Raw genomic sequence first — 12,338 nt, 5'->3', positions numbered from 1 at the left:
GCCACCGACATCCGCGGGTACTGGAGTTCCGGTGTGGAGATGGTGGTCCTCGATCTCGCGGGCACCACGATGGCCGACGACGGTCTGGTGCTCGCCGCGCTGCGCCAGGGGCTGCGTGCCGCCCGGGTCCGGACCGACGGTCCGCGGTACCCCGCGCTGGACCGGCAGGCCCGCGCCACCATGGACCGGTCGACGCTCACCGTGTTCGGCGAGCTGCTCGACGGCGACATGTACCGCGCCCGGCGCGCGCACACCGCGTTCGCGGAGTACCTCACGACCGCCGCTGCCCAGGGTCGGGTGCGGCCGGTGCCCGGTGTGTACGGGGCGCTCGACGCGCTGCGCGACGCCGGCCTGGGGATCGCGCTGACCTGCGGGTTCGACCCGGAGCTGCGGGACCGGTTGATCGCGGTCCTGGGCTTCGGCACCCGGGTGGACGTGCGGCTGTCACCGGCCGACGTCGACGGCCGCGGCCTGCCCGACCCGGACCTGCTCGAGACCGCCGCGCGGCGGGCCGGCGCGCCGACGTGCCGGATCGCGGTCGCCGGCGACGCCACCGCGGGCATCCACGCCGCGGTGCGGGCCGGGGTGGCGCTCGCGGTCGGGGTGCGCGGGGGTGCGCACGGTGAGCCGCGGCTGCGCGCGGCCGGGGCCGACGCGGTCATCGACTCGGTGGCCGACCTGCCGGCCCTGCTGGGCCTGCCCAGCTGAGCGGGTGGTGGTTCCCGGCGGCGGCGTTACGCTCACGTCGGTGGGGGAAACGGGCGGCGTGAGGACGGGTGGTCGATGAGGGTCGGCGACGAGGTCTCGCGGGCACTCGCGCAGGGCCGTGCAGTCCTCGCGTGCGAGTCCACGATCATCACGCACGGCCTGCCGCGCCCGCGCAACCTGCACGTCGCCACCGGGGCCGAGGAGCTCGCCCGGTCCCTCGGGGTCGTCCCGGCGACGATCGGGGTGGTCGACGGCGAGGCCGTGGTCGGGCTGTCCGCGGCGGAGCTCGAGCGGCTCGCGTCCGACCCGGACGTGGTCAAGCTCAGCGCCCGCGACCTCCCGGTCGCCTGTGCGGCCCGGGCCAGCGGGGGCACGACGGTGGCCGCCACCGCGCACCTCGCCCACCGGGCCGGGATCCGGGTCTTCGCCACCGGCGGGCTCGGCGGCGTGCACCGCGGTGCCGGGACGGGCCCGCCCGCCGACCGGTCCCGGGACGAGTCCGCCGACCTCACCGCGCTGGCCCGGCTGCCGGTCGTGGTCGTCAGCGCCGGGGTGAAGTCGGTGCTCGACATCCCGGCCACCCTGGAACGGATGGAGACGCTCGGCATCTCCGTCGCCGGCTACCGGACCGACGCCTTCCCCGGCTTCTACGTCGCCGACTCCGGGCACCCGGTGACCCAGCGGGTGGAGACCCCGGAACAGGTCGCCGCCGCCTGGCGGCACGCCCGCCATCTGGGCCTGCCCTCGGCGCTGCTGGTGGCCAACCCGGTCCCGGTCGCCGAGCAGCTGGCGCCGGACGAGCACGACGCGGCACTGTCCACCGCGCTGGCCGCGCTGGCGGAGACCGGTGTCACCGGTCAGGACACGACGCCGTTCCTGCTGCAGCGGGTCCGGGACGCGACCGGGGACCGCAGCCTCGAGGTCAACGTGGCGGTCTATCGCAACAACGTGGCACTCGGCGCCCGGATCGCCGCGGCACTCACGGAGTGATCACCGCTCCCGGAGTGAGCGCCGCGGCCGGCAGCCGGCGGTCCCGCCGCCCGCCCGGGCGGTGACCCGCACCCACGGGCCCGGTGTCGACGAGCGCGCCGCCGGGCCGGCGGCAATTCCGTTGCCGCTGCGGTCGTCGCGCCGTACGGTGCCCGCATCATGCTGATCCGCCGCTGACCGCGCGTGCCTGACGCCGCGTTGCCCGACATCGCGTTGGCCTGACGCCGCGTTTGCCTGACATCGCGCTCGCCGCAGGCCCGCCGCCGCACGCCCGGCCGCACCCGCCGCAAGCCGTACCCAGCCGCCCCGCCCGTGGTGCCCGTGGCCGGATCCCGTCGTCGGTCGATCCCCGGGTACCCGTTCCCTCCCGGAGGATCCGTGTCAGCAGCCGTCACCGTGACGAACCTGTCCTTCACCTGGCCCGACGGGCGTCCCGCGTTCCGCGGGCTCGACACCGGCTTCGGCCCGGGCCGCACCGGCCTGGTCGGCGCCAACGGCTCCGGCAAGTCCACCCTGCTGCGGCTGGTCGCGGGCGAGCTCGTACCGGACGCGGGCACGATCACCACGACCACCCGGCCCGCCCTGCTGCGGCAGGGCGTCCCGCTGCGCACCGGGGACACCGTCGCCGACCTGCTCGGCATCACCGCCCGCCGCCGGGCGCTGGCCGCGATCGAGCGGGGCAGCGCGGGCCCGGCGGACTGGACCGCGCTGGCCGACGACTGGGACGTCGAGGACCGCGCGCGGGCACGGCTCGACGCGCTCGGGCTGCCGGGTGACCTCGACCGCACCGTCGACGGCCTGTCCGGCGGGGAGGCCGTCCGCACCGCGCTGGCCGGGCTGCTCGTGGACCCGCCGGAGATCACGCTGCTCGACGAGCCCACGAACGACCTCGACCGGGTCGCGCGGCAGCAGCTCTACGATGCCGTCGAGCACTGGCCGGGCGTCCTGGTGGTCGCCGGGCACGACCGGGAGCTGCTCGACCGCCTCGACCGGACCACCGAGCTGCGCGACGGCCGGGCCCGCACCGTCGGCGGCCCCTGGTCGGAGCTGGTGCGGGTGGTGGAGGCCGAGCAGGCGGCTGCCCGCCGCGACGTCCGCACGGCGGGCGAGCACCTGCGCCGTCAGCAGCGCGAGTGGGCGGACGCCCAGGTGGTGCTCGCCCGGCGGCAGCGCTACGCCGCGCACGACTCGGCGACCAAGCGCCGACCGAAGCGGATCATGAACGCGCTGAAGCGGCGCGCCCAGGTCTCTGCCGGGCAGTACCGGGACCTGCACGCCGACCGGCTCGCCGACGCCCGCGACCAGCTGGCGACGGCCGAGGAGCGGGTGCGCGACGACGACCGCATCCGGGTCGATCTCCCCGGCACCGAGGTCCCGGCCGGGCGGGACGTCGTCCGGCACGGGACGACGACGGTGCGCGGGCCGGAACGGATCGCCGTCGCCGGCCCCAACGGTGCCGGGAAGACGACGCTGCTGCGGGCGTTCGCCGGCTCGGCGCGGGTCCCGGTCGGGCACCTGCCCCAGCGCCGGGTGCTGCCGGACCCGGACCGGTCGGTGCTCGACACCGTGCGCGATGACACCGTGCGCGACGCCGCCCCCGGTGCGGACCCGCAGGCCGTGCGGGCCGGGCTCGCCCGGTTCCTGCTCCGCGGCGACGACGCGGACCGGCCGGTGGGGACCCTGTCCGGAGGCGAGCGGTTCCGGGTGCACCTGGCCCGGGTGCTGCTCGCCGACCCGGCGCCGCAGCTGCTGCTGCTCGACGAGCCGACCAACGACCTCGACCTGGACTCGGTCACGGCGCTGGTCGACGCGCTCGCCGGGTTCCGGGGCGCGCTGCTCGTCGTGAGCCACGACGAGCGGGTGCTCGCCGACCTCGGCGTCACCCGCCGCTGGCAGGTGACGGGCGGCCGCACCCCGAGGATCGTCGCCGACGAGCTCGTGGTCCCCGGATGACCCCCGGACCCGCCGGTGCGGGGGCGGGAGGGCTCAGACCACCGGGGTGATCGACCGCAGCGCCTCCGACGAGCGCACCGCGTTCGTCAGGTCGGCCAGCGCCCGGCCGTGCGCTGCGGCCAGCTCCGCGGACTCCGGGGTGAGGGTCTCGCGGTCGACGTAGCCGGAGTGGTCCAGGTACAGGCCGGGGGAGAGGACCTGCACCGCGAAGAACCCGGCCAGCACCGAGCGCAGCCCGTCGACGGCGAGGAAGTGGTGCCCGCTCGCCCCGGTCAGCACGACCGCGGCGGCCTTGCCCTGCAGCGGCGCGGTCTTCTCGCCCCACTTGCCGCGCTCGGTGGCCTCCAGCAGCGCCTTCAGCGACGCCGTGTGCCCGGCCCGGTACACCGGGCTGCCGAACACGACGGCGTCGGCGTCGGCGAACGCGGCGGTGACCTTCTCGAACGGGGTCTGCGACAGCTCGATCAGCGAGGTCGACGCACCCGTCCCGGCGAGGATGCCGGAGACCGCGGCGGCGGTCCGCCCGCCCGGTTCCGGTCCGGCGACGACACCGACGATGTTGGTCACGAGATCTCCCGCGGGGTGAGGTGGTAGCCGCCGCGGTGGAACAGCAGCGGCAGTCGTGCGGGGTCGGCGCCGATCGCGTCGACCCGGGCGGCGACGATCGTGTGGTCGCCGCCGTCGTACTCGTTCCAGAGCCTGCAGTCGATCCAGGCACCGACGCCCTCGAGCACCGGGGCACCCGACGGTGCCGCGGACCAGGCGACCCCGGCGAACTTGTCGACGCCGGACCGGGCGAACCCGGCGCTGTGGTGCTCGTGGTCGGCGGCGAGCACGTTCACGCAGAACCGGCCGATGTCGCGGATCCGCGGCCAGCTCGAGGAGCTGCGCGCCGGTGAGAAGCTGACCAGCGGCGGGTCCAGCGACAGCGACGAGAACGACTGGCAGGTGAAACCGACCGGCCCGTCCGGTCCGTGTGCGGTGACCACGACGACGCCGGAGGCGAACGCGCCGAGTGCGTCACGCATGGCCTCGGGGGTCACCTCGCCGGGGACGGAGGTCGACTGGCTCGGGGAACCGGACATGACCTCGACCCTATGCCGGGACCGGTACACCAGCCAATGATCATCGAATCGCGGGCGGGTGCCCTGTGCCACATCGAACGGGCCCCGGCACACGACGACGGCCGTGCGGAGGATCGCTCCGCACGGCCGTCGTGGTGGTCGGTCCGACCGGATCCGGGGGAGGCCGGGGTCGGGGGCAGGTGCCCGGTCAGCTCGCGTAGGCGCGCAGCTTGTCGGCCCGCTCGCCGACCCGCAGCTTCGCCATCACCTCGCGCTCGATCTGGCGCACCCGCTCGCGGGAGAGCTTGAAGGCGCGACCGATCTGGTCGAGCGTGTGCGGCTGCCCGTCGTCGAGGCCGAACCGCATCCGGATGACCTTCTGCTCGCGGTCCTCCAGGGTCGCCAGCACCCGGCGGAGGTCGTCGTGCAGCAGGCTCGAGATCACCGTGTTCTCGGCGTCGGTGGCCTCGGCGTCCTCGATGAAGTCGCCGAGCGGGGCCTCCTCCTCGGAGCCCACCGGCATGTCCAGGCTCACCGGGTCGCGCGCGTGGTCCAGCAGGTCCTGGATCTTGTGCTCGGCGATCCCGGACTCCTCGGCCAGCTCGGCGTCACTGGGCTCGCGACCCTGCCGCTGGTGCAGGTCCCGCTTGATCCGGGCCAGCTTGTTGACCTGCTCGACCAGGTGGACGGGCAGCCGGATGGTGCGGGCCTGGTCGGCCATCCCGCGGGTGATCGCCTGCCGGATCCACCAGGTGGCGTAGGTGGAGAACTTGAAGCCCTTGGCGTAGTCGAACTTCTCCACCGCGCGGATCAGGCCCAGGTTGCCCTCCTGGATCAGGTCCAGCAGCGGCATCCCGCGCCCGGTGTAGCGCTTGGCGAGGCTGACCACCAGGCGGAGGTTGGCCTCCAGCAGGTGGTTCTTGGCCAGCGTCCCGTCGCGGACGATCGCGCGCAGGTCCCGCCGGTACTGCGGGTCGAGCTCCTCGATGACGCCGTCGGCGGTCGCCGTGTCCAGCCGGTGCTGGGCGAAGACGCCGGCCTCGATCCGCTTCGCGAGCTCGACCTCCTCGGAGGCGGTGAGCAGCGCGGTCTTCCCGATCCCGTTCAGGTACACGCGGACCAGGTCGGCGGCCGGGCTCTGGGCGTCCAGATCCTCGGCCACGGCAGCCGCCGCACCGGGTACGGTGGCGTCCAGAGCGGTGGCCGCCGGCGCGGTGGTCCTCGCGGTCCGGCGGGCGGGGGCCTCCGTCGTGCGGCGGGGGCCGGGTACGGCCGGGGTACCGGCCGTCGTCACGGCCGGAGCGGTCGTGGTCACCGTCATGTGTCTTTCCTCCCCTGCTCGGGCGCGACGAGCGGCGGATGGGGCTCGTCGCATCGCCCTACACCGGGATCAACGCACTCTCGGGGAGGATCGTTCCCGCAACACGGCCTCGCAGGCGGGAAAAATCGCCTGCGAGGCCGTGTCGTCCATCACATGCAGTTGCGGATCTCTCAGGATCCTCTTAGGAGGTCCGGGTCACGCGGGGTGTCACGGCGCGGGCACCCGCGGGGTGTCGCGCGGGTCGGCGACCGCCGCGACGCTGCTGCGCCGGCGGGCGGCACGTCCGGCACCGCCCGTGCCGGCCGAGGCCCGGCGTGTGCCCGGCACCGAGTGCGAGTACACGGTCTCCATCAGCACCGGCCAGTCGTGGCGCAACGCGTCGCGGCCCATGAACAGCCCCAGGTGCCCGGCCGAGGCGGTGCGGTAGGTGATGTCCGCGGGCGGTGTACCGACCTGCTCCGCGGCGGCGAACAGCTGCGGCGCCGGGGTGATGTGGTCGGTGGAGCCGGCGAGCAGCAGCAGCGGGCAGTCGATGGCCGCCATGTCGACCCGGCGGCCGCCGACGGTGAGCCGGCCCCGGATCAGCCGGTTGCGCCAGAACAGGTTCTCCACCAGCCACAGGTAGAACGCACCCGGGATGTCCTGGGTGTACTTGAACCAGTCCTCGAAGACCCGGTAGCGCTCGACGTGCGTCGGGTCGTCGATGTTCTCCAGCAGCTGCAGCTGCCGGGAGATCTCGGACTGCGGCTGGATCGAGATGAAGTTCGACAGCACCGCCGACCCCGGCATGTTGCCGCCGCCCGCGGCGACGAGCGCCTTGTAGGGCGCCATCCCCATCGTCCCGGCCATCAGCCGCGTGGAGGCGGCGATCACCGAGTCGCCGGCGTGGAAGTCGATCGGCGCCCCGGCCAGGGTCAGGGTGTTGACGCGGTCGGGGTGCAGGGCCGCGTAGATCGTGGCCAGCCAGCCGCCCTGGCAGTCGCCCACCAGGTTGGCCTTCCCGCCCATCCGGCGGATCGAGCGGTCGATCACGTCGAGGTAGTCGGTGATCGTGACGTGCTTGGTCGCCGTCGTCGCCGGACGCCAGTCCAGCGCGTAGAGCCGGGTCAGCCCGGCCGCGCGGATCATCGCCAGCTGGCTCTGCTGGGGCGAGTAGTCGATGACGGTCGACGAGTGTCCGGCCTGCGGCGGCAGCACCAGGGTCGGGACCACGTCATCGTCGCGGTGCCGGGCCTCGGTGAAGTCGCGCAGCAGCGCGAACGGCGTGGACAGGGCCACCTCGTTGGGCAGGTGCCACGTCGGCTCGCGGCGGTCGGCCATCGCCGAGAGCCACAGCAGGGAGCGCCGCGCGGCGTCGCCGGGCTTGGCGATCCGCTGGACGGCGTCGATCCAGTAGGCCCCGGTCGCGCGGCCGAGCTCGGTCACCACCTTGGTGAGGTTGCTGGCGTTGTAGGAGACCAGGAAGCGCAGGGGGTCGGGTCGCCCGTCCTGCGCCGCGGTCTCGTCGGCCGTGGTCTCGGCCAGTGCGCGCGGTCCGCGCTCGGGTGCCGAGGCGGATCGCTGCGTGATCGCCGTGCTCATGGGCCTCTCCCATCAACTCTGATGACCGGGGCTCGCCGGTTACCGCACGGTAGATCGCGTTCGGGATGTCAAGCAACTGCAAGCCTACTCGGGAGTAGTGCTTGCTCCTTCAAGCGCAGGTGAGGGGGGTCTCAACGTGACGCGCGCAGGCTCGGGATGCCTACCCGTGAGTATGCGGTCACGATGGGCGACATCCCATCGCGCCCGCCCTCACCGGGGCCGCGCGCCGAGGCACGGACACGACCCGGCCGACCAGGAGTGAGACGAACAGTGACCACCCAGCCCACTTCCCAGACCGGACCCGGCCAGGACGCCACGCCGAGCGACCAGGCCACCGAGGTGCTGCGCCGGCAGGCCGCCGGACTGGTGCGTGACCTGCGCGAGCTCGCCGATCCCGAGGGCCTGCGGGCCCGGGTCGACCCGGTCGGTTTCGGCGGCACCCTGGGGGAGGCGGCGCGCTCGCTCGCCGGCAGCCCCGGCGCGGTGCTGCGTGCGGGCGTCGGGTTCGGGGTCGACTCGGCGAAGGCGGTCGCCGCGGCGGCCTCCCGCGCCGTGGGGGGCACGCGCAACGGTCCCGCCTCGCTGCCGGAGAAGGACAAGCGCTACACCGATCCGGCCTGGGAGGGCAACGCCTGGTACTACCTGGCCCGTCAGGAGCACTCGCTGCTGGCCGACCGGCTGACCGAGCTGTCCCGGGCCGCCCGGGTCTCGCCGACCGCGCGGCGCAAGCTGGACTGGCTGGTGGGGCAGACCATCGAGGCGCTCGCGCCGTCGAACGCCGTCGTGACCAACCCGGCGTGGCCGAAGAAGATCGTCGAGACTGGCGGGCTGAACCTCGTGCGCGGCGCCCGCAACATGCTCCGCGACACCGTCCAGAACCGCGGGATGCCGCGCCAGGTGACCCCGGGGCAGTTCGTCGTGGGCAAGGACCTGGCCGTCACGCCCGGGCACGTCGTCTACCGCAACCGGCTGATCGAGCTCATCCAGTACGAGCCGCAGACCGAGAAGGTCCACGAGATCCCGCTGCTGATGAGCCCGCCGTGGATCAACAAGTACTACATCATGGATCTCGCGCCGGAGAAGTCGCTGGTCGAGTGGGCGGTCCGGCACGGCCACACCGTCTTCATGATCAGCTACCGGAACCCGGACTCGGCGCTGTCCGACGTCACGATGAGCGACTACCTGCGTGAGGGCCCGATCACCGCGCTCGACGTCGTCCGGGAGATCACCGGCCGGAAGACGGTCAACCTCGCGGGGCTGTGCCTGGGCGGCACGCTGTCCGCGGCCACGGTCGCCTGGCTGCGCGCGAAGGGGGACGAGCGGGTCAACTCGCTGACCCTGATGAACACCCTGCTCGACTTCACCGGCCCCGGCCAGCTCGGGGTGTTCACCGACGAGCAGACGGTGAACCGGCTGGAGCGGTCGATGCGCAAGGACGGCTACCTGCCCTCGACGAGCATGAAGACCACCTTCGACCTGCTGCGGGCCACCGACCTGGTCTGGAACTACGTGGTCAACGACTGGATGCTCGGCGAGGACCCGAAGCCGTTCGACATGCTGAGCTGGAACGCCGACTCGACCCGGATGCCGGCCGCGATGCAGACCGAGTACCTGCGCACCCTGTACCTGGAGAACCAGTTCGCCGAGGGCAAGCTGGAACTGGCGGGGGAGCGGCTCGACCTCGGTCAGGTCCGCCCCGACACCTACGTGATCACTGCCGAGTCCGACCACATCGCACCGTGGAAGTCCGTCTACAAGGGCGCCGCGAAGATCGGCGGGACGGTCCGGTTCGTGCTCTCGAACTCCGGTCACATCGCCGGCGTGGTGAACCCGCCGTCGCCGAAGTCGCGGCACTGGTTCGGGGAGTCCGCCGACCTGCCCGAGTCGGCCGACGACTGGCGCGACGACGCCGGTGAGCACAAGGCCTCCTGGTGGGAGGACTGGGCGCCGTGGATCGCCGAGCGCGCCGGCAAGCAGGTCCCGGCCCCGACGCGTGTGGGGTCCGAGACCTACCCCGCGCTGGAGCCTGCCCCCGGCCGCTACGTCGTCACCGGCTGACCGGCCGGCGCCGCGTTCCCGCCCGGCCGGTCTCGGCGTGAGTCCACTGTGCGCACCGTCCACCGGTGCGCGGGAGCCCGGACCGGGCCGGTGGGCGGAGGTACGTGCGCATCGGCGGGGCAACGGGGACAATGCGCGACCATGGACCGCGTACGCATCCCGTCCGCGCGCCGGCGCCCGCCGCGCGGACCGATCCGGGCAGGGGTGGCGCGGTGAGCCGCGCGCAGCAGCGGGACCCGGGGACGAACGGGACCCACCGCAACGGCGACCGGGCCGCCGTGAGCGCGGCGTCGGCCGCGGAGGAGCTGCGCGACGCCGGCCGGCAGGTCGCCGAGGACGCCTGGAGCGCCCAGGTGAACGCCCTCGGCGGCTTCATCCGCTCCCAGCGCCAGATGGCGAAGCTCTCGCTGCGCGAGATGGCGGCGATGACCAAGGTGTCCAACGCCTATCTCAGCCAGGTCGAGCGCGGCCTGCACCAGCCGTCGTTGAAGGTGCTGCGCTCGATCGCGGACGCGCTGCACCTCAACACCGACCAGATGCTCAGCCGGGCCGGCTGGTCGGTCCGCGACGAGGGCGGCGAGACACCGGCCGATCCGGCGGCGGACTCGACGGAGGTGCCGGACGTCGAGGCCGCGATCGCCGCCGACCCGCGGCTGTCGGCCGAGCAGCGGACCGCGCTGCTGGGGGTCTACCGGAGCTTCGTGCAGCGGGGCTGAGGCCGGGCCCGGCCCGCCGGAGCACCCGGCCACCAGCACTGCTTGACATACTTATCGCTGCTGCGTAGTTTTGTGGGCATACGGACGCGTACCCGTGCTCCGTAGATCCCGTACCCCAGAAGGGAGAGCAGCGATGACCGCCTCCACCGAGCAGTTCGTCGACATCGCCAAGCGCAGCCAGGACCTCGTCACCGAGTCCGTCCGCAGCTGGACCGACACCGTCCAGGGCTTCGCCCAGCAGTTCGGCCCGGGCAACCGTCCGCAGCTGCCGGACGCCGGCGTCACCGTGGACCGCGTGTTCGACTTCTACGAGCAGGTCCTCGGTCAGCAGCGCGAGTTCGCGAAGACCGTCGTCGGGGCCGGTGCCTCGGTCGTCGACCAGTTCACCGAGCAGGCGACCAAGGCCGCCGAGGCCGTGACGGAGAACGCCTCGCACAACGCGGAGAAGACCTCCGAGTCCGCCCAGAAGGCGGCCCGCACCACCGCCGCCCGGTCGACCGGCAAGTGATCTCGCCGCCGGCCGACCCACGGCCGGCGCACCCGTACAGCCCCCGTCCTCCTGGGCGGGGGCTGTCGTCGTCCCGGGGCCCGGTGGCCCGGGACGCACTAGGCTGACCCGCATGGGACGCGCAGGTGGGACGCCTCGGCGCCGCCGGATCGCGATCGCCTGCCAGGGCGGGGGCAGCCACACCGCCTTCACCGCAGGCGTCCTGGCGCGGCTGCTGCGCGCCGAGGCCCTCGACGACGCCGAGATCGTCGGCCTGTCCGGCACGTCCGGCGGTGCGCTCTGCGCGCTCGTGGCGTGGGACCGGTTGCGCAGCGGCCAGGGCCCGGGGCAGCGGGCGGCCGCCGCCGGCGCGCTGGAGGAGTTCTGGGCGGACAACGCCGCCCGGTCGCCGCTGGCCCGGCTCCAGAACGCCGGTGTCGTCTGGGCCGGTGCGCTGCAGGGCATGGGGCTGCTGCCCGGGACGACGCCGTACCTGCTCCCACGCGCCCTCGACGGGACGCGCCAGTTCCGCGAGCTCGTCGCCCGGCACGTCGACCTCGACGCCGTCGTCCCCGACCCCGAGGGCCGCGAGCCGCTGTTGCTGCTCGGCGCCGTCGACGTCCTGACGGGGGAGTTCCGGGCGTTCTCCAGCCGGACCGACCGGATCACCGCCGACACCGTCCTCGCCTCGGCCGCGATCCCCAACCTGTTCCGGGCCGTGCGCACCCACGGCGGTGTCTACTGGGACGGGCTGTTCTCGCAGAACCCGCCGACCCGGGACCTGCTCGCCGCCGACCCCGACGAGCTGTGGGTCGTCCAGATCAACCCCTCCGAGATCGACACCGAGCCCCGGTCCCTGATCGAGATCTCGGACCGGCGCAACGCGCTGGCCGGCAACCTCTCGCTGAACCAGGAACTCGGGTTCATCGAGACGATCGACCAGCTCCTCGCGGACGGTGCGCTGCGCCCCGAGGCCGGCTACACCCACGTCACCGTCCGGGTGCTGGAGATGCCGCGGTCGGTGCTGGCGTCGCGGACCGTCGGGTCGGCCTCGAAGCTCAACCGCGACCCGGCCTTCCTGACGGCGCTGCAGCGGCGTGGGGCCGCCCAGGCCGACCGGTTCCTCGGTGCGCTCGCGGTCGAGCGTGCAGTGCTCGCCCGGGACCCGGGCGCCCTGGCGGCCGCCGTCGCGCCGGAGGCGGTGCTGTACTCCACGGCGCCGTTCCGCCCGCGCGACCCGGACGGCGTCCGGCTGGTCGACCACGTCGAGAAGCTGCTCGACCAGGAGTTCACCATCGACCCGACCCGCAAGCAGGTCGCCCGCGACACCGTCGTGTGGACCGTGCGGGTGTCGGTGGACGGCGCCGCGCCGCAGCCCGGCCGCGCCGAGGCGGAGCTCGACGACGCGGGACGGGTCACCGTGCTGCGGCTGGGCCCGGCCGGCTGAGCCCGGCCCCCGG

11 protein-coding genes are annotated in these 12,338 nt (G+C 74.0%); 7 read left to right on the top strand and 4 right to left on the bottom strand.

Annotated features, from left to right (window positions below; translation table 11 throughout):
- Positions 1 to 39: 39 nt before the first annotated feature.
- The 3 genes from BM093_RS08550 to BM093_RS08540 all read left to right on the top strand — a co-directional run bounded on the left by BM093_RS08550 (position 40) and on the right by BM093_RS08540 (position 3,651).
- Positions 40 to 708, top strand: a complete 669-nt coding sequence (locus BM093_RS08550) for an HAD family hydrolase (RefSeq protein ID WP_245773398.1) — start codon at positions 40 to 42, stop codon at positions 706 to 708.
- 75 nt (positions 709 to 783) lie between these two features.
- On the top strand, positions 784 to 1,698 hold the full coding sequence (locus BM093_RS08545) for a pseudouridine-5'-phosphate glycosidase (RefSeq protein WP_093339941.1): 915 nt from the start codon (positions 784 to 786) through the stop codon (positions 1,696 to 1,698).
- Positions 1,699 to 2,076: 378 nt separating this feature from the next.
- Positions 2,077 to 3,651, top strand: coding sequence for an ABC-F family ATP-binding cassette domain-containing protein (locus tag BM093_RS08540; protein ID WP_093339938.1), 1,575 nt, complete (start codon positions 2,077 to 2,079; stop codon positions 3,649 to 3,651).
- A gap of 33 nt (positions 3,652 to 3,684) precedes the next feature.
- Here the strand turns inward: BM093_RS08540 and BM093_RS08535 are convergent, their stop codons facing one another.
- The 4 genes from BM093_RS08535 to BM093_RS08520 form a co-directional block, all read right to left on the bottom strand.
- Complete coding sequence (locus tag BM093_RS08535; protein ID WP_093339935.1) at positions 3,685 to 4,218, bottom strand: NAD(P)H-dependent oxidoreductase; 534 nt, start codon at positions 4,216 to 4,218, stop codon at positions 3,685 to 3,687.
- A complete protein-coding gene (locus tag BM093_RS08530) occupies positions 4,215 to 4,736 on the bottom strand; it encodes a flavin reductase family protein (RefSeq protein WP_093339932.1) in 522 nt (173 codons plus the stop codon). The genes BM093_RS08535 and BM093_RS08530 overlap by 4 nt, the downstream gene beginning before the upstream one ends.
- A gap of 187 nt (positions 4,737 to 4,923) precedes the next feature.
- A complete protein-coding gene (locus BM093_RS08525) occupies positions 4,924 to 6,036 on the bottom strand; it encodes a sigma-70 family RNA polymerase sigma factor (RefSeq protein WP_245773387.1) in 1,113 nt (370 codons plus the stop codon).
- 207 nt (positions 6,037 to 6,243) lie between these two features.
- Positions 6,244 to 7,617: an alpha/beta fold hydrolase gene (locus tag BM093_RS08520; protein WP_093339929.1), complete on the bottom strand. Its 1,374-nt coding sequence runs from the start codon at positions 7,615 to 7,617 to the stop codon at positions 6,244 to 6,246.
- Between the two features lie 270 nt (positions 7,618 to 7,887).
- On the opposite strand from BM093_RS08520, the gene BM093_RS08515 reads away from it, so the two are divergent.
- The 4 genes from BM093_RS08515 (at position 7,888) to BM093_RS08500 (ending at position 12,325) form a co-directional block, all read left to right on the top strand.
- The gene (locus BM093_RS08515) at positions 7,888 to 9,675 is read left to right on the top strand and encodes a PHA/PHB synthase family protein (RefSeq protein WP_245773386.1); all 1,788 of its coding nucleotides are present in this window, start codon (positions 7,888 to 7,890) and stop codon (positions 9,673 to 9,675) included.
- A 212-nt stretch (positions 9,676 to 9,887) separates the two neighbouring features.
- Positions 9,888 to 10,391, top strand: coding sequence for a helix-turn-helix domain-containing protein (locus BM093_RS08510; protein WP_245773385.1), 504 nt, complete (start codon positions 9,888 to 9,890; stop codon positions 10,389 to 10,391).
- 133 nt (positions 10,392 to 10,524) lie between these two features.
- Positions 10,525 to 10,899: a hypothetical protein gene (locus BM093_RS08505; RefSeq protein WP_093339922.1), complete on the top strand. Its 375-nt coding sequence runs from the start codon at positions 10,525 to 10,527 to the stop codon at positions 10,897 to 10,899.
- 112 nt (positions 10,900 to 11,011) lie between these two features.
- A complete protein-coding gene (locus BM093_RS08500; protein ID WP_218162708.1) occupies positions 11,012 to 12,325 on the top strand; it encodes a patatin-like phospholipase family protein in 1,314 nt (437 codons plus the stop codon).
- The last annotated feature ends 13 nt before the right edge of the window (positions 12,326 to 12,338 follow it).

The sequence above is a fragment of the Pseudonocardia ammonioxydans genome, from assembly GCF_900115005.1.
Taxonomy (GTDB): Bacteria; Actinomycetota; Actinomycetes; order Mycobacteriales; family Pseudonocardiaceae; genus Pseudonocardia; species Pseudonocardia ammonioxydans.
The sequence above is the reverse complement of the archived record's forward strand: the minus strand, read 5'-3'. Positions and strand labels throughout refer to the sequence as shown.